Source organism: Streptomyces sp. NPDC048196, assembly GCF_040652715.1.
In the GTDB taxonomy this organism is placed as follows: Bacteria; Actinomycetota; Actinomycetes; order Streptomycetales; family Streptomycetaceae; genus Streptomyces; species Streptomyces siderophoricus.
In genome coordinates, this window is the sequence record NZ_JBEZMM010000087.1 from 1 (window position 1) to 23,633 (window position 23,633).

The following is a 23,633-nucleotide window of genomic DNA, read 5'->3' on the forward strand; positions in this document are numbered from 1 at the left end:
TGTGTGGACGTAAAGCGTCAGCAGTCCACACAACCGGCCCCGGAGGTCCGTCACCGCACCCGACACCACCCAGCCCGCCGCAGGCGCAACGGCGACCAAGCCCCGCGGCGGGAAAGACGGGTACGTGCGGGGGCGCCGCAAAGCGCGCAACGGCGAGCAAGCCCCGCGGCGCCGCAGATAGCCACGTACGCGGCGCCGCAAAGCGCACAACAGCAAGCCCCGCGGCGGGACGGCCAGGTACGTGGGGTCAGAACCCCTCCGCCAGGGAAAGGAGTTCGCTGCGGTACTCGATGCGGGCGGCCCACTCCGCGGGCCATGCGCCGGCGCCCAGATGGGCGCCGGCGAACGCACCGGTGAGGCAGGCGATCGAGTCTGAGTCGCCCGACGTGCAGGCGGCCCGGCGCAGGGCGGTGAGCGGTTCGGTGGGGAAGAGCAGGAAGCAGAGCAGGCCGGTGGCCAGCGCCTCCTCGGCGATCCAACCGGCGCCGGTGGCCAGGCAGGGGTCGGCCTCCCGGTCCGGGGCGGCGAGCGCCGCGTCCAGCCGGTCCAGGACGCCGAGGCAGTCGTCCCAGCCGCGGGCGATGAACGCGGCCGCGGAGGCGTCCTGGGCGCGCTGCCACAGGTCCCCGAGCCAGTCCTCCCGGTAGACGGTCCGCTGACCGTGCGCGTACGTACGGAGCAGGGCGGGCAGCTCCGCGGGGGTCGCGCCGTCGGCGAGGGCGCGCACGGCGTACGCGGTGAGGTCGCTCGCGGCGAGAGCGGTCGGGTGGCCGTGGGTCAGCGCGGACTGGAGCTGAGCGGCGCCGGAACGCTGGTGCGGGCTCAGCCCCCGGGCGAGCCCGAGGGGCGCGACCCGCATGTTGGCGCCGCACCCCTTGGAGCCGATCTGGCTCGCCTCGGCCCAATGGCGGTCCTCGTCGCTGAGCAGCTGGCAGGCGCGCAGGCAGGTGCCGCCGGGTGCACGGTTGTTGTCGGGCGAGCGCCACCAGGCGACGTACTCGGTACGCACCGGGCCGACGAGCCGCGCCGGCGTCAGCTCACCGGCTGCCATGGCCGCCCGTAGGCCGCGACCCAGTGCCAGCGTCATCTGGGTGTCGTCGGTGACGAAGGCGGGGTCGGGCAGTGCCATCTGCCGCCAGGGGCCGCATTTGGCCTCGATCGCCGGTACGTCGTTGAACTCGGTCGGGAAGCCCAGCGCATCACCGAGCGCCAGCCCGACCAGCGCGCCAATGGCCGCGCTCGTGCCCGTACCTGTACCTGTACCTGCACCCGTACCCGTGCCGGATGCCGAGCCTGTGAAGCTCGCGTTCCCCATGAAAAAACCACCCCTTAATCGTCATGATGACGTTAAGGGGTGACGGGCCGACATCGCAAGCCAGTTGACGCGCTCGGCGCCCCTCGTGAGTGGCGTTCCTTCGTCGGCGTGGTGCAGCGGTATGCCCTGCGCGTCCCGTGGAGCGACGTGGCTGCGCGGTCCGGTGGATCGGCCTTTTTCGGCGCCTCCACGGCGGAGCCATGTGCATCTGCCCCGCCCGCTGTAGTCGAGTGCATCCGGCGCACCCCGGCCCAGCCGCGCGCATCCGGTCCGCCCACTGGAGCCGCGTACCAGCGTCCCGCCCGCTGGAGCCGCGTAACCTCCAGCCCGCCCGGTGAAGCCGCCTGCTCACACCGCACCCGTTGGAGCCGCTTCCGTGCTCGCCGCCTCTTTCCCCGCCGCCCCCTCTGCGTACCTCCTTTTCCCCGCCGCCCACCCCCCTTCGGGGGGGTGGGCGGGTGAGCTGATGAGGTTCGGCGCGCGCAACGGTTCCAGCCCCGGAGGTGCAGGCCCCGACGCCTCACCCCGAACCCAGGCGCGGACACCGACGCCCGCCCTGAAACCAAGCACGGCCCCCGACGCCCCACCCCGCCCCCAAAACCAGGAACGGGCCCGCCCGCCCCGAAGGGCAGGCGGGCCCGGTGGGCCGTGGGCGGGTTAGAGCTCGACCTCGCGCATCAGCATGCCGACCTCTGTGTTGGTCATGCGGCGCAGCCAGCCGGACTTCTGGTCGCCCAGGGAGATCGGGCCGAAGGCCGTGCGTACCAGCTTGTCGACCGGGAAGCCGGCCTCGGCCAGCATGCGGCGCACGATGTGCTTGCGGCCCTCGTGGAGGCTCACCTCGACGAGGTAGTTCTTGCCGGTCTGCTGGACGACCCGGAAGTGGTCGGCGCGGGCGTAGCCGTCCTCCAGCTGGATGCCGTCCTTGAGCTGCTTGCCCAGGTCGCGCGGGAGGGGGCCCTGGATGGCCGCCAGGTAGGTCTTCTTGACGCCGTAGCGCGGGTGGGTCAGGCGGTGGGCCAACTCGCCGTGGTTGGTGAGCAGGATGATGCCCTCGGTCTCGGTGTCGAGGCGGCCGACGTGGAAGAGCCGGGTCTCGCGGTTGGTGACGTAGTCACCGAGGCACTGGCGGCCGTCGGGGTCCTCCATCGTGGAGACGACCCCGGCCGGCTTGTTGAGCGCGAAGAACAGGTAGGACTGGGTGGCGACCGTCAGGCCGTCGACCTTGATCTCGTCCTTCTCCGGGTCGACCCGGACGCCCTGCTCCGTGACGATCTTGCCGTTGACCTCGACCCGCGCCTGGTCGATCAGCTCCTCGCAGGCCCGCCGCGAGCCCATGCCGGCCCGGGCCAGCACCTTCTGGAGCCGCTCGCCCTCCTGCTCCCCGAACGTCTTGGGGGTCTTGATCTGCGGCTTGTCGTGCCGGGCGCGGTTGCGCTCCTCGACCTGGGCGTCGTACTCCCGCGGCCGGGCGGGCGCCTGACCGCGGCCGCGCTGGGGGCCGCCCTTGCCACCGGGACGTCCCGCCTTGGGGGCCGCGCCGGTCCGCGGGCCGCCCTTGGCGCCGCCCCGGGCCGCCGCACCCCGGCTGCCGCCCGCCTTGGGGCCGCCGCCCCGGCGCTCGTCCTTGGCGCCGCCCGCGCTCCCGGATCCGCCCACGTCGTAGCGGCGCTCCTCGGGACGGGGGCGGCCGGCGCGCTGCTGCTTCTCGTCCTTCTTTCCCCCAGCCTTCGGCTGGGAGCTGCCCCCACCCGCGCCGCGGTAGTTGCCGCGTCCGCTGTCCCTGCTGTTCCTGCCGCTGCTTCGCATCAATGATCCGTCTGAGAGTCGCCGCTGTCGTCTACGTCGAACGACGGGATACCTTCCGGGGAGTCGCCCTCGACCGCGTCCGCCTCCGGGAGGAACGGTGCGAGCTCAGGGAGCTCGTCCAGGCCGCGCAGGCCCATCCGCTCCAAAAAGTAGTTCGTCGTCCTGTACAGGATCGCACCTGTTTCAGGTTCCGTCCCCGCCTCCTCCACCAGGCCGCGCTGGAGGAGCGTGCGCATCACGCCGTCACAGTTCACACCGCGAACGGCCGAGACGCGGGAACGGCTGACCGGCTGACGGTACGCGACCACGGCCAGTGTCTCCAAGGCGGCCTGGGTGAGCCGGGCCTGCTGGCCGTCCAGGACGAAGCTCTCCACGGCGTCCGCGTACTCGGCCCGGGAGTAGAACCGCCAGCCGCCGGCGACCAGCCGGAGATCGAATCCGCGGCCCTCGCGGGCGTAGTCGTCGGACAGCTCGCGCAGCGCCAGCGCGACCGCGCGGCGGGGCCGCTGCAGGACCCTGGCCAGGTGCTCCTCGGTCGCCGGCTCGTCGACGACCATGAGGACCGCCTCCAGCGCCGGCTTGAGCTCCAGCTCGGCGACGCCCAGCGCCCCGGCCGGCGGCCCCAGGCGCTCCGCCGGCCCCCCGCCGCCCGCCCCGGCCTCCGTGACCTCGTACGCGTCGACGTCGGACGCGTCGATGTGGGACGCGTCGATGTGGGACGCGTCGATGTCGTACGCGTCACCCTCGGCCACGCCGCTCATGTCTGCTCCTCTTCCGCTCGCCCGGCCCGCCCCGGTACCTGTTGCCGCTCCGGTTGCCGTTCCTGCCTGCCTGGTTCGTACCGACCTGGTTCCTTTCGACCCGGTTCCTATCGGCTTGGTTCCTGCTGGCCCGGTTCGTGCTGGCCCGGTTCCTGGTCGAACTCGTCGGTGACGACCGGTACGGCCCCCTCCGCGCCCGTCCAGCGCACCGTGAGCGCCCCGAGCGCCTCCTCCTGGTCCAATGCCACCACCCGCTCGCGGTAGAGCTCCAGAAGGGCCAGGAAACGCGCGACGACCGTGAGGGTGTCGGGGGCGTCCGCGACCAGCTGCTGGAAGCTGGCCCCGCCGGCCTCCCGCAGCCGCGCCAGCAGCACCTCGGCCTGCTCCCGCACGCTCACCAGGGGCGCGTGGATGTGGTCGACGTAGACCTGTGGCTTGGCCTTGGGCTGCATCGCCTTCACCGCGAGCTTGGCGAAGCCCTCGGCGCCGATGCTGATCACGACCTCGGGGAGCAGTTCCGCGTGCTGCGGTTCCAGCCCGACGGTGCGCGGGTAGCGCCGCGCCTCGACGGCCAGCCGGTCGCTGAAGATGTCGGCGATCCGTTTGTACGCGCGGTACTGGAGCAGCCGGGCGAAGAGCAGGTCGCGGGCCTCCAGGAGCGCGAGGTCCGCCTCGTCCTCCACCTCCGCGGCGGGCAGCAGCCGGGCCGCCTTCAGGTCGAGCAGGGTCGCGGCGACGACCAGGAATTCGGTGGTCTGGTCGAGGTCCCAGTCCGGACCCATGGCCCGGATGTGCGCCATGAATTCATCGGTCACCTTGGACAGCGCGACCTCGGTGACGTCCAGCTTGTGCTTGGAGATCAGCTGGAGCAGGAGATCGAAGGGCCCCTCGAAGTTGTCGAGCCGGAGCGTGAACTTCCCGTCACTGCCGGTCTCACCGCCGGACTCACCGCCGGACTCACCGCCGGACTCGCCACTGGCCTCACTGCCGGTCTCACTGCCGGGCCCGGCATCGGCCTCACCACCGGTCCCGGCATCGGCCTCACCACCGGTGTCGGCATCGGCCTGGCCCCAGGCCCCGACTCCGGCCCCAGACCCAGCCCCAACCCGAGCCCCGGCCTCTACGAACGTCCGGCCCTCGGAAGTCTCCTCGGCCGCCTCAACGGGAGCCCCGTCAGCGGCCGCGTCAGCAGCCCCGTCACCAGTCCCGTAGGAAAGTCCGGCCCGGTCGGCCGCCTCGGGCCCCCCGTGCGCGCGGCCGTCGGCCACAGCATGGTCGTCGGCAACAAGCTGCTCAGATCCCACCGGAGACCCCACCGGAGACTCCCCCGGCCCCGCGGGCACCTGCATCGCGGGCCCCTGCACCGCCGACCCCTGCTCCGCGGGCGCCTCATGCTCCCCGCCCGGCCCGCGCCCGAGTCGTCGGCGGGCGCGGGGGGCAGGGGTTTCGTCATGGTTCGGCATCGCGGTGGCAGGCTATCCCGCGCCGCGCGATGTGACGTTTCAGCACCGCGGCGGACGCGCCGCGCGGCGGGGCCGGTGGTCCTCAGCGGCCGCGCAGCCGCCGCACCAGGATGCTGGCGTCGCCGCGCGACTCCAGGTCGGCGAGGACCACGGCGACCGCCTCGCGGACGATCCGGCCGCGGTCGACGGCGAGGCCGTGCTCGCCGCGCAGCACCAGCCGCGCGTGTTCGAGGTCCATGAGCTCCTCGGCGGAGACATAGACGGTGATCTTCTCGTCGTGCCGTTCCCGGCCGCTGGGGCGGCGGTTGGCGCCCCGGGTGCCGCGGCGGCGGCCGGCGGCCGGTGCGGTGGCGGCCGCGCCGGCCTCGGGAGCGCCCTGCCGGGAGGCGCGGGTGCGGTGGGACGCGCCGCCGGCGCCGTCCGCCTCGCGCCCGCTGTGCTCGGCCGCGGGGGCGACCGGGGGCACCGGGGGCGGGGTGGCCGGTCCGCCGTCACCGGCCGTGGCCGGTGCGTCCGTACCGTCGTTCTCCGTGCGTCGCCGGCGTGCGGGGGCCGCCTCCGGCCCCTCCGCGGCCGGGTCGGGCTCGCCGGCCGGCGCGGGCACCCGGGGTGCCTCGCCGTTGGCCGCGGCCGCCGAACCCCCCGGCGTACGGCGGGGGGTGGAGGGCTGCAGCGCCACTCCCCCGGTGGTGCGGAACAGTTCGTCGGCTCCCGGCAGACTCACTCGGCGTGACACCGGGCGAGCACCTCCCTGGCGAGCTGGCGATAGGCGGCGGCACCGACGGAGTTGGAGGCGTACGTGGTGATCGGCTCGCCCGCGACGGTGGTCTCGGGGAAGCGGACCGTACGGCCGATGACGGTGTGGTAGACGTGGTCGTCGAAGGCCTCGACGACGCGCGCGAGGACCTCGCGGCTGTGCACGGTGCGGGAGTCGTACATCGTCGCGAGGATGCCGTCGAGCTCCAGCTCCGGGTTGAGCCGCTCCTGGACCTTCTCGATGGTCTCGGTGAGCAGCGCGACACCGCGCAGCGCGAAGAACTCGCACTCCAGCGGCACGATGACCTTGTGAGCCGCCGTCAGGGCGTTGACGGTGAGCAGGCCGAGCGAGGGCTGGCAGTCGATGACGATGTAGTCGTAGTCGGCCAGCAGCGGTTTCAGGGCGCGCTGCAGGGTCGACTCGCGGGCGACCTCGCTGACCAACTGCACCTCTGCCGCTGACAAATCGATATTGCTGGGCAGCAGGTCCATGTTGGGGACCGCGGTCTTCAGCAGGACCTCGTCGGCCGACATGCCCCGCTCCATGAGCAGGTTGTAGACCGTCAGGTCGAGTTCCATCGGGTTGACGCCGAGGCCGACCGACAGGGCGCCCTGCGGGTCGAAGTCGACGAGCAGCACCCGTCGTCCGTATTCGGCGAGTGCGGCGCCCAGGTTGATGGTCGAGGTGGTCTTGCCGACCCCGCCCTTCTGGTTGCACATCGCGATGATCTTGGCCGGGCCGTGGTCCGACAGCGGTCCCGGGATGGGGAAGTAAGGGAGCGGGCGTCCGGTCGGGCCGACGCGTTCGCGGCGCTGGCGCGCGGCGTCCGGCGCGAGCGTCGCGGCGTATTCGGGGTCCGGCTCGTACTCCGCGTCCGGATCGTAGAAGTGCCCCTCGGGCAGGTCGTCGTAGTCGGCGAAACGGGCGGGTTCTCCACTGCCCCGGTCGCCGGCCATGGCGTTCACGTGATGGCCGTCCATGCTCTGGTGGGCTGTCGTGGAAATGCTCTGATGGGCCGCGAAGGTGTGGATCGCGACGGAGCCGACAGCCTCGAACCCCGAGGGACCCTGGCCCCGTGCAACCGCTCCTGGTTGACCACCCCCGGGAGTAAATGTCGACTCATTCACAAGTCGTCTTACCTCCTTGGACGTGACCAGGAAACTTTATCGATAGGTCAGCGTGGCACCATGCCGACGGTTGGCGACTCTATGGCGTGTCGGGCGTCCGCAGCAACACAATCCACCGGACCCGGCACGATGTGTCGGTAACCGGACCCCCCGATGTCAAGGGCGCAAGCGGGATCGGACCGATGTTTCGGGGGTGTGCGAATCGGTTAAAGGGTTACGTTCACGGCGAGTTGAGAGACGACGTTCCGGAACGGCGTGCACCCAGCGTCACACACGCCACCGGCCGGGCCCTGTCGACAAGGCCCGGCCGGATGCTCAGCGTTGACGCGCTTCGTTGACGTCTCAGCCCAGGAGGGTGCGGAGTTCGGTGCACTCGAGACCGTGGGCCTCGGCGACCGGGCCGTAAACGACCTTGCCGTCGTGGGTGTTCAGGCCCTTGGCCAGCGCCGGGTCACGGCGCAGCGCCTCGACCCAGCCGCGGTTCGCCAGCTCCACGATGTAGGGCAGCGTGGCGTTGGTGAGCGCGTAGGTGGAGGTGTTCGGCACCGCGCCCGGCATGTTGGCGACGCAGTAGAAGACCGAGTTGTGCACCTCGAAGGTCGGCTCGGCGTGCGTGGTGGGACGGGAGTCCTCGAAGCAGCCGCCCTGGTCGATCGCGATGTCGACAAGGACACTGCCCGGCTTCATCTTGGCGACGAGCTCGTTGGTGACGAGCTTGGGGGCCTTGGCGCCCGGGATCAGGACCGCACCGACGACGAGGTCGGCCTCGACGACGGCCTTCTCCAGCTCGTAGGCGTTGGAGACGATCGTCTGCACCTTGGTGCCGAAGATCTTGTCGGCCTCGCGGAGCTTGTTGATGTCCTTGTCGAGCAGGGTGACGTGGAAGCCGAGGCCCACAGCGATCTGCACCGCGTTCCAGCCGGAGACGCCACCGCCGATGACGACGGCCTTGCCCGCGGCGACACCGGGGACACCGCCGGGCAGCACACCGCGGCCGCCGGCCTGGCGCATCAGGTGGTAGGCGCCGACCTGCGGGGCGATCCGGCCCGCGACCTCGGACATCGGGGCGAGCAGCGGCAGCTGGCGGCCGGCCGTCTCGACGGTCTCGTAGGCGATCGCGGTGGTGCCGGACTCCAGGAGGGCGTCCGTGCACTCACGGGAGGCGGCCAGGTGCAGGTAAGTGAAGAGGGTCTGGTCCTTACGGAGGCGGTGGTACTCCTCCGCGATCGGCTCCTTGACCTTCAGCAGCAGGTCAGCGGTGCCCCAGACCTCGTCAGCGGTGTCCAGGATGGTGGCACCGGCGGAGACGTACTCCTCATTGGTGATGGAGGAGCCGAGGCCGGCGTCCTTCTCGATGAAGACCTGGTGGCCGTGGCGGACGAGTTCGTTGACTCCGGCGGGCGTGATGGCCACGCGGAACTCGTTGTTCTTGACCTCGCGGGGGATGCCGACCTTCACGTCGATCACGGTCCTTGAAAGAGAGGGTGCAGGAGGAATTATCCCCTCATGCGATGCATGACGGAACTGACCGCGCCGTACGCGGCTCAGCCAGTCTATTGAAGGAGCTCCTGTTGTCTAGCCTTGCAAAGCATTAAATCTTGAGAGAGGTACCACCGATTTCGTAGGTCACTCCGGGTGATCTTCCAGGAGTCGTTCCCCCGCGGCGCGGTGGAGCCCCGCCGCGCTTGGGTCCCCGAGCCGTTCGAGGGTGTCCGCGATCCGCAGCTGGAGGGCCGCCTGGAGCCGTCCGTCGTCCGTTTTGCGGACCAGATCCAGGGCCTCCAGACAGGTCCGCAGCGCCTCCTCGGGGCGTCCGGCGTACTCCTGGACCCGCGCCGCCTCCCCGGTCGCCCGCGCCTGGCCGGCGAGATCGCCCAGCCTGCGGTACGTCCGGGCGGCCGCCCGCCACTGCTTGAGCGCCTCCCCCCACCGCCCGGACGCCATCAGCGCCCCGCCGATCCGCCCGTGCACCCGCGCCGCGTCCGCCGCCTCGCCGCGCGCCAGCCGCAGCTCCAGCGCCCGCCCGTACCAGTCGGCGGCCCGCACCCCGTCTCCCAGCTCGGCGTACGTGCCGCCCAGTGACTCCATGGCCCGGACGGTGGCCACCGGGTCCGCCACCGACCGTGCCGCCTCCAGGGCACCCCGGTAACGGCCGAGCGCCTGGGCCGTCCGCCCCGCACCGCTGTCGAGGTCCGCGAGGTTCAACAGCGCGGCGGCCCGCTCGCGCGCCAGCCCGCGCCGCTCGGCGGCCCGCAGCACGAGGCCGTGCACCGTATAGAGGTCCGGCGCGGCCGCCTCGGCGCCCTGGTGCGCGAGCAGGGTTCGGGTCAGCGCGGCCATCAACCGCCGGTCCAGGGTGTCGAGTTGGCCGTCCGCGGCGGCCGCGCGGGCGGCGGCGAGCAGCGCCGGGCGGCGGCTGCGCAGCCAGTGCGCCGCGGTGTCCCGGGAGCTGAAGCGCAGCGACCGGGGCAGTCCGGCGGCCTTCTGCCGGGCGGTGGATCCGGCCGGCTCGGTCATCGCCCGGCACGACTGCAGCAGCCGTACGGTCCGCTCCAGCACCCGGGCGCGGGCCAGCTGGAGCTCGGCCGGCCGCTCGTGTTCCTCCAGCTGCTCGCGCAGCAGCGGGTCGAGGCAGCCGGGGACGCGGTACTGCGGGTGCCGTGCGGCGTCCGCGGTGCCGGTGCCGGCGGGCGGGGCGTCGGGGTCCGCCGCGACCGGCCGCAGCAGGCCGAGCACGGCGAAGTCGGCGAGTGCGGCGGCGGCCGTCGGCATCGAGCAGCCGGCCAGCGCGGAGGCGGTGTGCGCGTCCACGAGGCCGGCCGGGGCGAGGGTGAGCAGCCGCAGTATCCGGGCGGCGGTCGCCGGCAGCGCCTCGTAGGAGAGCCGGAAGGCCCGGAAGAGGGGGCGGGCGCCACTGGGCAGGTCCGGCGGCACCGGGACCGCCCGCAGTGCCTGGTGGAGATCGGCCACCGACGATGTGGGGCGGCCGGCGAGCCAGGCGCCGGCCAGGACCAGGGCGGCGGGCTGGCCGCCGCACTCCTCGGCGACACTGTCGGCGGTCCGCGGGTCGACGGTGATCCGGGTCGGTCCGGCGTACCGCTCCAGGATGTCCACGCACGCCGCGCCGTCCAGCCCGCCCACGGTGCACGGGCGGACGTCCGGGATGCCGGTCAGCGGCCCCTGGGAGACGACCACGACCAGGCAGTCCGGGGCGTCCGGGAGCAGCGGTTCGACGGCGTCGGCGCCCGGGGCGTCGTCGAGGAAGAGCAGCGCGCGGCGGCCGGCGAGCGCCCCGCGCAGCCGCTCGGCCAGTTCGTCCCCGTCGGCGCCCGGCGGGGCGTCCGCACCGAGGGCGGTCAGCAGCTCACGTGCGGTGCTTCCGGTATCGGCGACCTCCCCGCCCGGTCCGGTCAGCGCGGCGCGCAGCACCCCGTCGGGGTGATCGCCGGCCAGCTCGCCGAGCAGCTGCTCGGCGAGTGCGGTACGTCCCGAGCCGGGGCGGCCGGCGATCAGCAGCACCCGGCTGCGGGCGCCCTTGCGCCCCGAGAGGGTGTCCAGGCCGGCCCGGGCGATGTCGGCGTGCAGCGCCTTGAGCTCGCGGCGGCGCCCGGCGAAGCCGGCCGCGGGGGTGCGGCCCGCGGCGGCGGGGGCCGTCGCCGTCTGAGGCGCGAGCCGCCCCGTGCCCACCGCCTGGTCCGTCACCCGTCACGCTCCCGTCCACCTGCGCGTACGAACCCGCCGCAGGCGCGGGCGGGAACCCTTACGAGCGTAGTTCACGGGGCGTCACGTGCCGTGCGGAGCAGGGCGGTTGGGTCACCCGACCGGATCGGGGCCGTCCGCCCGCGGACCGCGGCAGGGGGTGCGGTCAGGCCTCGAACGGGCGGGCCGGCCAGGGCGCATCGGCCGGCCGCAGCGCGTCCAGGCCCGTGCCGCGCTGCGCCGCGGTGAGTGCCAGCACGCCCACGACCAGGCAGTTGTTGTGCAGCTCACCGGCGAGCGCCCCGCGCACCAGCTCCTCCTGCGGTACCCGCGCCAGCTCCATGTCGGCCTCCTCCTCGGCGACCTCGAAGCGCTCCCCCTCGGCCTCGGACAGGTCCCGGGCGAGGAAGATCCGCACGGCCTCGTCGCAGCCGCCGGGCGTGGTGTAGACGTCGGTCAGCACCCGCCAGTCCTCGGCCTTGACGTGCGCCTCCTCGTACAGCTCGCGCTGGGCGGCGCGCAGCGGGTTCTCCCCGGGGACGTCGAGCAGCCCGGCGGGGATCTCCCACAGCTTCATGCGCACGGGGTGGCGGTACTGCTTCAGCACCAGCACCCGGCCCTCGTCGTCGAGGGCGAGGACGGCCACCGAGCCGGGGTGGACCTGGTAGTCACGGGTGACCTTGGCGCCGTCCGGCATCACGACCTCGTCGGTGCGGACGCTGGTCTTGTTCCCGGTGAACGGCGTGGTGGAGGCGGTGACCGTCCATTCCTCCGGGGTGTCCTTGATCGCCATGGCGCGTCCTCCTGTGTGGGCCTCTAACAACGCGGAACCGGGGCACGACCTCGCCGAAGAGGCCGTACCCCGGCAACCGTAACCGGCCCGGTGGGTGCTACTTCGCGGCGCCCGTCTTGCGCGCGACCGCGGCCTTCACCAGCCCGGCGAAGAGCGGGTGCGGGCGGGTCGGGCGGGAGCGGAGCTCCGGGTGCGCCTGGGTGGCGACGAGGTAGGGGTGGGTCTCGCGCGGGTACTCGACGTACTCGACGAGCTTGTTGTCCGGGGAGGTGCCGGAGAACTGCAGCCCGGCCTTCTTCTCCAGCTCACCGCGGTAGGCGTTGTTGACCTCGTAGCGGTGGCGGTGGCGCTCCTCGACGTATCCCTGGTCGCCGTAGACCTCGCGGACGATGGAGCCCTCGGCGAGCTTGGCCGGGTACATGCCCAGCCGCATCGTGCCGCCCATGTCGCCCTCACCTGCGACGATGTCCAGCTGCTCGGCCATGGTGGAGATGACCGGGTGGGCGGTCGCCGGGTCGAACTCGGTGGAGTTGGCGCCCTCGATGCCGGCGAGGTTGCGGGCCGCCTCGATGACCACGCACTGCAGGCCCAGGCACAGACCGAGCAGCGGCAGCTTGTTCTCGCGGGCGTAGGTGATCGCGCCGACCTTGCCGTCCACACCGCGGTCGCCGAAGCCGCCGGGGATGCAGATCGCGTCGCAGTCGGAGAGCTGCGCCGCGGCACCGGCCGGGGTCCTGCAGTCGTCCGAGGTGACCCACTTGATCTTGACCCGGGCCTTGTTGGCGAAACCGCCGGCCCGCAGCGCCTCGGTGACCGAGAGGTAGGCGTCCGGCAGGTCGATGTACTTGCCGACCAGCGCGACCTTGACCTCGTGGTCGGGGTTGTGGACGCGCTCCAGCAGATCGGCCCACTGGGTCCAGTCCACGTCGCGGAACGGCAGGTCGAGCTTGCGCACGACGTAGGCGTCCAGGCCCTCGGCGTGCAGCACCTTGGGGATGTCGTAGATCGACGGGGCGTCGATCGCGGCGACCACCGCGGCCTCGTCGACGTCGCACATCAGCGAGATCTTGCGCTTGATGGCGGTGGGCACCTCGCGGTCGGCGCGCAGCACGATCGCGTCGGGCTGGATACCGATGTTGCGCAGCGCCGCGACCGAGTGCTGGGTCGGCTTGGTCTTGAGCTCACCGGACGGGCCGATGTACGGCAGCAGCGAGATGTGCACGACGAAGACGTTGTCCCGGCCGACCTCGTGGCGGACCTGGCGGACGGTCTCCAGGAACGGCAGCGACTCGATGTCACCGACGGTGCCGCCGACCTCGGTGATCACGACGTCGACGTCCTCGGTCGCCATCCGCCGGATGCGGTGCTTGATCTCGTTGGTGATGTGCGGGATGACCTGCACGGTGTCGCCGAGGTACTCGCCGCGGCGCTCCTTGGCGATCACGGTGTTGTAGACCTGGCCGGTGGTCACGTTCGCCGAGCCGTCGAGGTCGACGTCGAGGAACCGCTCGTAGTGGCCGATGTCCAGGTCGGTCTCGGCGCCGTCGTTGGTGACGAAGACCTCGCCGTGCTGGAACGGGTTCATCGTTCCGGGGTCGACGTTCAGGTACGGGTCGAGCTTCTGCATCGTGACCCGCAGACCGCGCGCCTTGAGGAGAGCACCCAGGCTGGAGGCGGTGAGCCCCTTGCCGAGCGAGGAGGCGACGCCCCCGGTGACGAAGAGGTGCTTGGTCGTCGTGGATTTGGCTGGCATGGCCAAGAGGGAGCTCCCGTGGTCGCGAGGTGGAGAGGTGCGAAGCGGCGCCGTCCCGCGTCTGTGAGGGGTGCCGTCGCTGCGGTCGGGGTGCCGTGACATGTTGCCGGGGCCCACCGGTCCACGGGGTACCAGGCTATCAGCGCCCGGGCATGGTCGCGCCCGGCCACGCACCGGAACCTCGTGCGACCCCTCCCCGTCACGATGCGTGACGAGGAAGGGTTGACGCTGTCACGTGACGGAGGCCACCCGTTCGGAGCACTTCACTCGTCGCGAGCGTCGCGCGGATCACCCGCCTGCGTCGTATCCTGCTCGGACACTCGCAACGAGCCGTCCGGGAAGGCACACCCTCCCCCAGCTACCGCTGGGTAGGACCCCCAGCCCGATTTCCGGTCCAGCTGCTCGGCGACGTTTCATGGGCAGGACGGACAGATCACAACGTCCCATGGGGGGCGTGACTCCAGTTCGACGGGAGATGCACGTGGCCGGGCGCATCGAGGACTACGCACTTATCGGCGATATGCAGACCGCCGCTCTAGTGTGCAGGGACGGCACGGTCGACTGGCTGTGCCTGCCCCGCTTCGACTCGCCGGCGGTCTTCGCAGGGCTGCTGGGCACAGAGGAGAACGGCTACTGGCGGATGGGACCGGTGAACGGTTCCGAGGACGGGCCGCAGCCCGCCGACCGCCGCCGCTACCGGGGCGATTCACTCGTGCTGGAATCCGAGTGGGACACCCCGCGCGGTACCGTCCGGGTGATCGACTTCATGCCGCCGCGGGACGGCGCGCCGCAGGTGATCCGCATCGTGGAGGGCGTCAGCGGCCGCGTCCCGATGCGTTCGGAGCTGCGGATGCGGTTCGCGTACGGCTGGGTCGTGCCGTGGGTGCACAAGATCGACGAGCGGACCGTCGCGGTCGCCGGCCCGGACTCCGTATGGCTGGACACCGAGGTCGAGACGTACGGGAAGGACCTGACGACCTTCTCCGACTTCACCGTCTCGCCGGGCGAGCGGATCGCCTTCACGATCAGCTGGCAGCCCTCGCACCACCAGCCGCCGGCCGTGGCGGACCCGGAGGGGTCGCTGGAGGCCACCGAGGAGTTCTGGCGCGAGTGGGTCGAGCACTGCACGTACCACGGCCCCTACCGCGACGCCGTGGTCCGCTCGCTGATCACGCTGAAGGCGCTGACGTACGCGCCGACCGGCGGGATCGTCGCCGCGCCGACCACCTCCCTGCCCGAGTGCATCGGCGGCGTCCGCAACTGGGACTACCGCTTCACCTGGCTGAGGGACGCCGCGATCACCCTGTCCTCGCTGCTGCGCACCGGCTACCGCGAAGAGGCCCGGGCCTGGCGGGAGTGGCTGCTGCGGGCGGTGGCCGGCGACCCGGACAACCTGCAGATCATGTACGGCATCGCCGGTGAGCGCGAGCTCGGCGAGAACGAGCTCAACTGGCTTCCCGGGTACGAGAATTCCCGTCCGGTGCGGGTCGGCAACGGCGCCGCCGGCCAGCTCCAGCTCGACGTCTACGGCGAGGTCACCGAGGCGCTGCACCTGGCGCACATGACCGGTCTGGCCCGCAACGACTACGCCTCGCTGCTGCAGATCAAGCTGATCCAGTGGGTGGAGAAGCACTGGGACGAGCCGGACGAGGGCATCTGGGAGGTCCGCGGGCCGCGCCGGCACTTCGTCCACTCCAAGGTGATGACCTGGGTCGCGGTGGACCGCACGGTCAAGCTGATCGAGTCCGGGGACGTCGACGGCCCGCTGGAGCGCTGGAAGGACCTGCGGGAGACCATCCACCGGGACGTCTGCGAGAAGGGTTACGACAAGGAGCGCAACACCTTCACCCAGTCCTACGGTTCGCAGGAGCTGGACGCCTCGCTGCTGCTGATCCCGCAGGTCGGGTTCCTGCCGCCGGACGACAAGCGCGTCATCGGCACGATCGAGGCGATCCAGCGGGAGCTGACCACCGAGGACGGCTTCGTGCTGCGCTACCCGACGGCCGGCCAGGGCGAGCTGGGCGTGGACGGTCTGGAGGGCGAGGAGGGCGCCTTCCTGGCCTGCTCGTTCTGGCTCGCGGACGACCTGGCGATGATCGGCCGGGTCGACGAGGCCCGCCAGCTCTTCGAGAAGCTGCTCTCCCTCCGCAACGACCTCGGGCTGCTCGCGGAGGAGTGGGACCCCAAGGGCAAACGGCAGGTGGGCAACTTCCCGCAGGCGTTCAGCCACGTTCCGCTGATCGACACCGCCCTGCGCCTGACGGCGAGCGGGGCGTACGGCGGCTGAGCCCGCCGCTGGTGTACGCCGCGGCCGCCCCCGGGAGTGTTCCGGGGGCGGCCGCGGCGTGTGAGTCGTGCGGGTCGTGTGGGGCGCAGGACCGGACGGTCCGGTGCGTCAGAAGGGGGTCAGGGTGAGGGTGATCTCCTTCGGGGCGCTGTCCTCGATGTACGAGGCGAAGCCGGCGACGTCGTCGAAGGCGAAGCCGTAGGCCCGGCCGTCCTGGGTGGCGGCGTGCATGGCCTTGGCGTAGTGGTTGGTCAGCCGCTGCCGGTAGAAGGCGGCGGGGTCGGTGGTGGGCTGGTGCGCCTGCGAGCCCAGGGTGGAGCGGTTGAGGGCCGCGCCCAGGACGGCGGCCACCGGGCCGAGGGTGCCGTCGTTGGGGGCGGCGAGGGTGCCGTCGCAGAAGAGGACGTCACGGGTGGACGGCTTGTCGAAGGAGACCGTGCCCGGCCCCTGGAAGACGAGCTTGCCTCCGCTGACCCGGCCGGTGAAGCTGCCGGCGTTGGTGGTGACGGTCAGGTCCTTGCTCGCGTAGGCGGACCAGGCCTCGTCGATGGCGGGGGCGAGGTAGTCCTTGGCGAACAGTCCACTGTCGAGGCCGTGCCCGGGCGCGATCACCCGCTTGTCGCCGATGACGAGCCGGTCGAATCCCTCGGCGGCCTTGACGTCGGCGAAGATCCGGTCGCGGGCGCCGTCCTTGAGCGTGCCGGTGGTCTGCTCCTTGGCGCCGGAGAGCTTGATGGCGAGCGGCACGCTGAACATGTCGACCATGGTGGTGTTGCAGTACAGCCCGCCGGAGTTGTGGGTGAACTCGGCGCAGTCGTGGAGGACGTCGTGGTTGGGGTCACCGGAGACCCAGCCCGCCGGGTAGGCGAGCGCGGGTTTGCCGTTGCCGTCCTTGACGGCCTTGAACTTGAGCTTGCTGCCCAGCGCGACGTAGATCCGGCCGGACATCTGGGGCAGTTGGACGGTCGTGGTCCCGCTCACGGCGAGCGGAATGGCGTAATCGGTGTACCCGTCCGGCCCGTTGTCCCCGAGCGCCACGGGCTTGAGCGCCCCGTCCGGCCCGGCCCACACCTGCTGCGCCCCGTCATTCCCGACGATGTACACCCACACCGAGGAATTCCGGTACGCCCCGGAGTTGTTGAGGATACGCAGGGGGACCGCCCCCGCCGCCCGTTTTTGCCCCGCGGTCGTACGAGCCTCCAGAGGGGACCCGAGGGCGCGGCCGGCCAGGGTGAGGCCGGAGGCGGTGGCGGCGCCGGCGGCGAGGCCGCCGAGCAGGGTACGTCGAGTGATCACGGGGTGGCTCCTTGCGGGGTGGCTCCTTGTGGGGAGGCTCCTTGTGGGGAGGCTCCTTGTGGGGCGGCGGGGTGCCGGTCGGTGGCAGCGGCGGGGTGCCGGTGGGTGGCAGCGGACGGGGCGGGCTCGCGGGCCGTACGGGTGGAGGCTGTTGCGGACTGCTGGACGGAGACCGCGATGTGGTCCACGAGGAGTGAGCCGCCGGGGCGGGTGGCGTCGGTGGGGGTCGCCCGGCCCGCGACGCCGTCCGGGAACGCCCCGCCCATCGCGAGGTTCAGCAACAGGAAATGGCCGTGGTGGGTGGCCTTCGCCCAGGTGTCGGCGTCCATCTCGGCCGACGTCACGGTGTGGAACTTCTGCCCGTCGACATACCAGTTCAGCGACTCCGCGGCGGCGTTGGTGCGGTCCAACTCCAGTGCGTACGTGTGGAAGCCGGCCTGGCAGGCGCTGCCGGGGCACTCCCGGGAACTCCCCTTGCCCTGCGTCTCGTTGCACGGCCCGCCGGGATTGACGCCGCAGTGCAGCGTGCCCCAGACCTTGTTGATGCCGTTGACGTTCTCCATGAGGTCGAACTCGCCGATGCCGGGCCAATTCTGGTAGTTGCCGCGGTAGTCGGCGCCCAGCGTCCAGAAGGCGGGCCAGTAGCCGAGCGCGGCGTCACCGGTGACGTCGGGCATCCGGATGCTCGCCTCGATGCGGAGCTTGCCGCCGGCCGGTGCGGCGAAGTCGGTGCGCCGGGTCTCGATGCGGGCCGAGGTCCAGGTGGCGCCGTCCTTGAGTGCGGTGATTTTGAGGTGGCCGGCGCCGTCGAGCTGGAGGTTTTCGGGTTTGTCCGTGTACGTCTCGCGTTCGCCGGTACCCCAGTTGCCGGGGCCGCCGGGGTAGCCGGTACCGGTGTCGATGATCCAGTCGTCGCCGCTCGGGCGTGATCCGGCAGCGCCGTTGAAGTCCGTACGCCACACTTCCTGGAAGGCGGTCGCGGTGTTCGCGGTACGGGCGGCGCTCGGCGGGTGCGCGGTGCCGGCCTTGGGGGCCGCTTCCCCGGCAGAGGCGCTGGGGAGGGCGAGGGCGAGGGAGCAGGTGCTGACGAGCGCGGTGCTCATGGTGAAGAGCACCGCTCTTTTCCTCATGCTCATGACATTCTCTCCTCGGAAATGGTGGGGGGTAGTGAGGAGTTCTGGGGGGTATCCGTGAGGGCATCGCGCTTGAGAGCGCTCTCATGACGTCCTCAGTGCACCCTGCCGACTCGACGGCACACCGTCAAGTCACCTCGTCGAAAAAGGAGTTGGAACGTGCCTGAGCCGAACGGTGGGCGGCCCACGCTGGAGGCGGTCGCGGCGCATGCCGGCGTCTCCCGCGCCACGGTGTCGCGCGTGGTCAACGGCGGTGCGGGCGTACGGGAAGCGGTCCAGGAACGCGTCCGCCGGGCGGTGCACGAGCTGGGTTACGTACCGAACAGCGCGGCCCGCACCCTGGTCACCCGCCGCACCGGAGCGGTCGCCGTGGTCATCGCGGAACCGGAGGCCCGGGTCTTCACCGACCCCTTCTTCGGCCGTCAACTACGGGGCATCAGCCGGGAACTGGCCGCCGCCGACACCCAGCTCCTGCTGATGTTCGTCGAGCACCGCGCCGACTACGACCGCATCGGCCGCTATCTGGCGGGGGGCCATGTCGACGGCGCGCTGATGTTCTCGCTGCACCGCGACGACCCGCTGCCCGCCATGGCCGAGCGCGCCGGGCTGCCCACGGTGTACGGCGGCCGGCCCGGCTGGGCGGGCGCCGACCGCGCGCCGCGGCCGCTGTACGTCGACACGGACAACCGCGACGGCGCCCGTCAGGCCGTACGTCATCTCCTCGACCGCGGCCGCCGGCGGATCGCGGTGATCACCGGTCCGCTCGACCAGACGTCGGCGCTGGACCGGCTCGACGGCTATCTGGAGGTGCTGGGCATGAGCGAGCCCGATCCGCGGTTGATCGCGGACGGCGGCTTCACGGCGGAGGGCGGCGAGCGCGCCATGGCCACGCTCCTGGACGCCGCGCCGGACCTGGACGCCGTCTTGGCGTGCTCCGACCTGATGGCGAACGGCGCCCTGCGGACGCTACGGGCGCGGGGGCGGCGGGTCCCGGACGATGTGGCGGTGGTCGGCTACGACGACCTGGAACCGGCGGCCTGGGCGGACCCACCGCTGACCACGGTGCGGCAGGACGTGGAGGAGATGGGCCGCCTGATGGCCCGGCTGCTGCTGCGGCTGCTGGACACGCGGCGGGCGGGGGGCGCGCGGGGGTCGGGGGCCGGGGGCGCCGGGGGTGCCGGGGGTGCCGGGGGTGCCGGGGGTGCCGGGGCTGAGCTTGGGGGCGGTGCGGATGTTGGGGGTAGTGCGGACGGTGGGGGCGGCGCGGACGTTGGGGGTAGTGGGGGCGGTGCGAATGTAGGGGGCGGTGTGGACCGTGGGTCCGGTACGGCCGTGGGGGGTGGTGCGGATCGTGGGAGCGGTGCGGGTCTCGGTGGTGGAACGGATCGTGGGGGCGAGGCGGATCTCGGGTCCGGGACGGGTGGCGTGGCGGCTGCGCCGGGGCTGGCGCCGGTGATCACGGAGGCGCGGTTGGTGGTGCGTGAGTCGACGTGAGCTGATGAAGTCGACGTAGGCCGACGTGCGCCGACGTGAGGGAGCCGTCCCGGTGCGAGGCGCGGGCCCGACCCGCGGCCCCGCCCACGCCCTCGGCCCGCGTCCCGCCCACGCGCCCAGGCCCGCCACCGGCGCCCGGACGGGGAGGCTCCGGATAGCGGACTGCGGGTACCGTTCGTCGGCATGGGGCCGGAAGCAAAAATCGAAGCCGAGATCACGGTACGCAGGGCGCTGGAGCTGCCCGCGCTGCGGCGCGGGCTGCCGGAGGTGCTGGCCGGCGGGGACCGGCTGGACCGCGCGGTGCGCTGGGTGCACGCGGGCGAGGTGCCGCACATCGCCTCGCTGCTCAAGGGCGGCGAGCTGCTGCTGACCACCGGTCTCGGGCTGGGCACCCGGCCGTCCGAGCAGCGGGCGTTCATCCGTAAGCTCGCGGACCGCGAGATCGCTGCTCTCGTCGTAGAGCTGGGCTCTCGTTTCGAATCGCTGCCCCCGGCGCTGGTGGACGCCGCACGGGACTGCGGTCTGCCGTTGATCCAGCTGCACCGCGAGGTCCCGTACGTCACGGTCACCGAGGCCATCCATACGGAGATCATCAACAGCCACTACGCGCTGCTGCGCCGCGCCGACCAGATCCTGCGCCGGTGTACCGACGTCCTCCTGCGCGGCGGGGGTGCGCCCGAGGTGCTGCGGCTGCTGGCCGTCTTCACCGGCAACCCGCTCTGCCTGGAGGCCCCCGACGGCAGCCCGCTGTACGCCGCGGGCCCGGACGGCGGCGACGAGGACGGGTCCGCCGACGCCGATCCGCTGCTGGCCTGGGAGGGCCTGCGCGATTCGGGCGTCCGGATCGACGTTCCCGGTGGCGGGCACGGTCCCGACGCGGTCCGCGCCCGCCTGGTGCTGCTGCCCGTCAACGCCCCCGTGGCCCCGGTGCACCGGATCGCCGCGGAACGCGCCGCCGATCTGCTCGCCGTCGTCATGCTCCAGTCCCGCCAGGAGGAAGTGCTGGCCGCCCGCGGCCGCGGCGACTTCCTCGCCGATCTGGCGGAGGGCCGGATCTCCGCTGTCGAGGCGCCCGCACAGGCCCGGCTGCTCGGCTTCCGCCCCGGCCCGGAACCGGTCCTTCCGGTGGTCATGCGGCTACCGGCCGGCCTCCCCACCCCCAACAGCTGGGCACTGCTGGCCCAGACCCTGCGCGAGGAACTCGCCGCCCTCGGGGCGCCGGTGCTCCTCGGCGTTCGCCCGGTGGAGGGCCGGGTGCCGATGCTCGTGGCGCTGCGCGCCGGCCAGCCGCGCGAGGCGCTCGCCGACCGCGTCGCCGAGGCGCTGCGCGCCGGGGTGGTCCGCGCGGGGCTGGACCGTCCGACGACGCACCGCCCGGTGGTCGTCGTCGGGGCCGCGGGCGACTGGGCGGCGGCCGGCCCCGGCCTGCGCCACGCCGCGGAGGCCGCGGCGGCCGCCCAGGGCCTGCCGGAACAGCCCTGGTACGACGCGCGCCGGCTGGACATCGAGCTGCTGCTGTGGCGGATGCGCGAACAGGGCGAACAGGGTGTGCTCAGCGATTTCGTGGAACGTGCCATCGGCCCGCTGCTCGCCCACGACCGGGGCGCCCGGCAGCCGTTGCTGCCCACCCTGGAGGCCTATCTGGCCAGCGCGGGACGCAAGGCCGAGACGGCCCGCGATCTGAACGTCAACCGCCAGACCCTCTACGACCGGCTGGCCCGCATCGCCCAGCTGCTCGGCACCGACCTGGACGATCCGCAGACCGTACTGGGCCTGCGCCTGGCCCTGCGCGCCAGACGCCACACCGACCGGCCGTAGCCCACCCAGGGGGAGTCCGGCCTTCCCGGTGAGACCGGCGTTCCGTCGTACGTCTCGTCGCGTAGGTCTCCTCGCGTGCGTCTCCTCGCGTGTGTGTCGTCGCGTGTGTGTCGTCGCGTGTGTGTCGTCGCGTGCGTCTCCTCGCGTGCGTCTCCTCGGCCCGGGGACTTGCAGCGGCCGCCGGTGCCCGTCACACAGCCCGTGCTCGCGCAGCCCGTGTCCGCACAGCCCGTGCCCGTCGCACCAGCACGTGCCCGTCACCCGGCTAGTACGGGGACGGCAAGGTCTGCGTCAACTCGTCGTAGACGCTGAGGATTTGAGTCACGGTGTCGTTTTCGGTCGGCCAGCCTGCCGCTTGGGCGCGGCCGGCCTCGGCGAGCGTGTCGCGGCGCGCGGGGTCCGCGAGCAGGGCGAGCACGCTGCGGGCCAGGGCGGCGGCGTCCCCGTAAGGGACCAGTTCCGCGGCGGGGCCGACGAGTTCGCGGGTGCCGCCGGTGTCGGTGGCGACCAGCGGCACCCCGGCGCGCAGCGCCTCCTGCGCGATCAGCGAGCGCGCCTCCCACCTGCTGGGGAGTACGACGAGGTCGGCGGCGGCGAGGAGTTCGGGTACGTCGTCGCGCCGGCCGAGCAGCTGGACGGGCAGCTCCTCCTGGTCGATCCGGCGCTGCAGCGCGGCCCGTTGGTCGCCCTCCCCCGCGATGAGGAGCAGCGGCTGGGGGTCGAGCGCACACCAGGCGTGTGCGGCGTCCAGCAGCAGGTCGTGGCCCTGGCCGGGGTCGAGACGGCCGACCGCGAGCAGCAACGGGCGGCCGGTCGCACCCAGTTCGGCCCGCTCCTTGTGGCGCATCCGGTCGCGTTCCTCGGGCTCGGCCGGTGCCCCGCCGGAGCGGGGCCGCGGAATGGCGACCGGGGCGAGCCGGGCATCGCGCGCACCCCGCTCGCGTGCCCGGTCCACGAGGTCGGAGCAGGCGCCCAGGACCACGGCGGCGGCCCGGGCCACCCGACGCTCCATCAGGTGCACCACGCCGGCCCGCGGGCCCTCGGTGTGCGGACTCGTGTGCCAGGTGATGACCAGCGGGACCCGCCGTCCTCCCCTGGGGCCGCGCAGTCCGCGCAGCGCCATCGAGGCGCGCAGCCCGGCCCGCAGGCCGTGCGCATGGACCAGATCGGCGTCCCAGCAGGCGCTGCGCAGTGTCGCCACGCTCACCGGGTCCATCCGCGGAGGAACGTGGACGAACCTTGCACCGGCGCCGGTGAAGTCGTACGCCTCCTCGGATTCCGGTGTGGCGCAGACGGTGACCCGGACGCCGCGCGCCACCAGCCCCTCGGCCAGCGAGCGGACATGGGCCGCGCTGCCGGCGCCGCCGTATCCCAGCACCTGGACCGTGCGCAGCGGTGACAGCCCGTGCGTCGAGGTCGGGGTACTCACGTGTGCGGGACTCCTGGGTCGAGGCGGAACGGGCCGTACCGGTAGGTCGGTCCGCTGGGTGCGGACGCTGCGCGGCGCGCCACCGGGCGGGCCGGCCCACCGGAAGACGGCAGGACGCAGCGAGCGCACCCGGAACCGCGCACCGGGCCCAGGATGCCAGTCCGGCGGCGTCAATTCGGCATCGTCCGCCCGCCGTTCCGGTGGGAAGTCTCACCCCAGCGCGCTTGAGATCACCCACACGGATGACAATCCGCCCGCGCGGGTCGACGGTACGTACGGGTGAGCCGCCCACCGGAGCGCGCCATCTGCCCCACCGGGAGGCGTGCACGACGCGCTGGCTCCGCAGCCAGGCCCCTATGCGCCGTCTGCCCGAAGAGCTACGGCCCCTACGCGCCGCGTGCCTGAGGGGCTACGACCTCGGGGCCCAGGCCCCGTCCGCGGCGATCCGCCTTTGGGTCCGGCAGTCGGCTGCTCGTGGCTGCTGCCACCTCCGGGGCCGCGGTGCCCGGCCCACTGCCGGGGCGCGTGGCCCACCGCCGCGTGGGCCGCCGCACTGCCTCCACCGCCCGGCCGCTGCCGCCGCGCCCAGCCCGCTGCCGCCGCGCCCGCCCCTCTGTTGTGGCGCCGCGAGCGGCCGTCCGCTCCCCCCCACCCCCGAACCCACCCCCCGCCCCCCCCCCCGAAGGGGGAGAGGGGGAG

The 23,633-nt window shown here is 72.7% G+C and carries 15 protein-coding genes and 1 pseudogene; 3 read left to right on the forward strand and 13 right to left on the reverse strand.

Annotated features, from left to right (window positions below):
- Window positions 1-247: 247 nt before the first annotated feature.
- From AB0E02_RS37885 to AB0E02_RS37930, 10 genes are all read right to left on the reverse strand, one after another.
- On the reverse strand, window positions 248-1,315 hold the full coding sequence (locus AB0E02_RS37885) for an ADP-ribosylglycohydrolase family protein (protein WP_362148883.1): 1,068 nt from the start codon (window positions 1,313-1,315) through the stop codon (window positions 248-250).
- A gap of 657 nt (window positions 1,316-1,972) precedes the next feature.
- Window positions 1,973-3,124 (reverse strand): pseudouridine synthase, encoded by a 1,152-nt coding sequence (locus AB0E02_RS37890; protein ID WP_351539069.1) that lies wholly within the window; start codon window positions 3,122-3,124, stop codon window positions 1,973-1,975.
- On the reverse strand, window positions 3,124-3,885 hold the full coding sequence (gene scpB / locus AB0E02_RS37895; protein WP_362148888.1) for an SMC-Scp complex subunit ScpB: 762 nt from the start codon (window positions 3,883-3,885) through the stop codon (window positions 3,124-3,126). The genes AB0E02_RS37890 and scpB overlap by 1 nt, the downstream gene beginning before the upstream one ends.
- Before the next feature lie 107 nt (window positions 3,886-3,992).
- A complete protein-coding gene (locus tag AB0E02_RS37900; RefSeq protein ID WP_362148891.1) occupies window positions 3,993-5,348 on the reverse strand; it encodes a segregation/condensation protein A in 1,356 nt (451 codons plus the stop codon).
- A gap of 82 nt (window positions 5,349-5,430) precedes the next feature.
- Window positions 5,431-6,084 (reverse strand): hypothetical protein, encoded by a 654-nt coding sequence (locus AB0E02_RS37905; RefSeq protein WP_078872489.1) that lies wholly within the window; start codon window positions 6,082-6,084, stop codon window positions 5,431-5,433.
- A complete protein-coding gene (locus AB0E02_RS37910; RefSeq protein ID WP_078866518.1) occupies window positions 6,069-7,232 on the reverse strand; it encodes a ParA family protein in 1,164 nt (387 codons plus the stop codon). Before AB0E02_RS37910 ends, AB0E02_RS37905 begins: the two co-directional genes overlap by 16 nt.
- Before the next feature lie 342 nt (window positions 7,233-7,574).
- Complete coding sequence (gene ald / locus AB0E02_RS37915; RefSeq protein ID WP_362148916.1) at window positions 7,575-8,690, reverse strand: alanine dehydrogenase; 1,116 nt, start codon at window positions 8,688-8,690, stop codon at window positions 7,575-7,577.
- A gap of 168 nt (window positions 8,691-8,858) precedes the next feature.
- A complete protein-coding gene (locus tag AB0E02_RS37920; RefSeq protein WP_362148896.1) occupies window positions 8,859-10,934 on the reverse strand; it encodes a tetratricopeptide repeat protein in 2,076 nt (691 codons plus the stop codon).
- A gap of 163 nt (window positions 10,935-11,097) precedes the next feature.
- Window positions 11,098-11,724 carry an NUDIX hydrolase gene (locus AB0E02_RS37925; RefSeq protein WP_362148899.1) on the reverse strand — a complete coding sequence of 209 codons (627 nt, stop codon included), beginning with the start codon at window positions 11,722-11,724 and terminating at the stop codon, window positions 11,098-11,100.
- Between the two features lie 97 nt (window positions 11,725-11,821).
- Window positions 11,822-13,477: a CTP synthase gene (locus AB0E02_RS37930; protein ID WP_362148902.1), complete on the reverse strand. Its 1,656-nt coding sequence runs from the start codon at window positions 13,475-13,477 to the stop codon at window positions 11,822-11,824.
- A 475-nt stretch (window positions 13,478-13,952) separates the two neighbouring features.
- Here AB0E02_RS37930 and AB0E02_RS37935 point away from each other — a divergent pair, with 475 nt between their 5' ends.
- Window positions 13,953-15,764, forward strand: coding sequence for a glycoside hydrolase family 15 protein (locus AB0E02_RS37935; protein WP_362148919.1), 1,812 nt, complete (start codon window positions 13,953-13,955; stop codon window positions 15,762-15,764).
- Between the two features lie 108 nt (window positions 15,765-15,872).
- Here AB0E02_RS37935 and AB0E02_RS37940 read toward each other — a convergent pair whose 3' ends face one another.
- Both AB0E02_RS37940 and AB0E02_RS37945 read right to left on the reverse strand, forming a co-directional pair.
- Window positions 15,873-17,060 carry a beta-1,3-glucanase family protein gene (locus AB0E02_RS37940; RefSeq protein ID WP_362148904.1) on the reverse strand — a complete coding sequence of 396 codons (1,188 nt, stop codon included), beginning with the start codon at window positions 17,058-17,060 and terminating at the stop codon, window positions 15,873-15,875.
- Complete coding sequence (locus AB0E02_RS37945; RefSeq protein ID WP_362148907.1) at window positions 17,057-18,196, reverse strand: glycoside hydrolase family 16 protein; 1,140 nt, start codon at window positions 18,194-18,196, stop codon at window positions 17,057-17,059. The genes AB0E02_RS37940 and AB0E02_RS37945 overlap by 4 nt, the downstream gene beginning before the upstream one ends.
- A gap of 156 nt (window positions 18,197-18,352) precedes the next feature.
- Between AB0E02_RS37945 and AB0E02_RS37950 the strand changes: the two are divergent.
- Together AB0E02_RS37950 and AB0E02_RS37955 are read left to right on the forward strand one after the other, a co-directional pair.
- Window positions 18,353-19,315: pseudogene (locus tag AB0E02_RS37950) on the forward strand (LacI family DNA-binding transcriptional regulator); the annotation flags it as partial.
- 555 nt (window positions 19,316-19,870) lie between these two features.
- Window positions 19,871-21,505 (forward strand): PucR family transcriptional regulator, encoded by a 1,635-nt coding sequence (locus AB0E02_RS37955; protein ID WP_362148910.1) that lies wholly within the window; start codon window positions 19,871-19,873, stop codon window positions 21,503-21,505.
- A gap of 265 nt (window positions 21,506-21,770) precedes the next feature.
- Here AB0E02_RS37955 and AB0E02_RS37960 read toward each other — a convergent pair whose 3' ends face one another.
- Window positions 21,771-22,934: a glycosyltransferase family 4 protein gene (locus tag AB0E02_RS37960; RefSeq protein ID WP_362148913.1), complete on the reverse strand. Its 1,164-nt coding sequence runs from the start codon at window positions 22,932-22,934 to the stop codon at window positions 21,771-21,773.
- Window positions 22,935-23,633 lie beyond the last annotated feature (699 nt).